General features: G+C 35.3%; 1 protein-coding gene. It reads right to left on the bottom strand.

What is annotated here, in order from left to right; genetic code table 11:
* Positions 1-219, bottom strand: a 219-nt coding sequence (locus FLQ44_RS19980; RefSeq protein WP_276607891.1) for a uroporphyrinogen decarboxylase family protein, incomplete at its 3' end; no start/stop codon positions are given.
* Positions 220-278 lie beyond the last annotated feature (59 nt).

The following is a 278-nucleotide window of genomic DNA, read 5'->3' as shown; positions in this document are numbered from 1 at the left end:
TGAAAAAGTGAAAAAAGAAAAGGTGGAAAAAATGGATATTCCACCTTTTTTTATAAAAAATATAATTAAACAAAGAGATAGAAAATCACCCGCTTTGGCACGTGTTTCACGATACTCTGGTAAATAGCGTCCTGCTTGACGCATCATCCAAACTGGTGTGGTATCTACAGGTTCACGCAATAAGGCACGTAGAAAACGATCATTTTTTAAGGTCGTCATTTACTTTCCCAATCAAATATTAATTTCGCACCATCATAACAAAAAGGTCCCACTGATAT

The organism is Vogesella mureinivorans, from assembly GCF_007644035.1.
Taxonomy (GTDB): Bacteria; Pseudomonadota; Gammaproteobacteria; order Burkholderiales; family Chromobacteriaceae; genus Vogesella; species Vogesella mureinivorans.
This window is presented reverse-complemented; position numbering and strand designations above follow the sequence as displayed.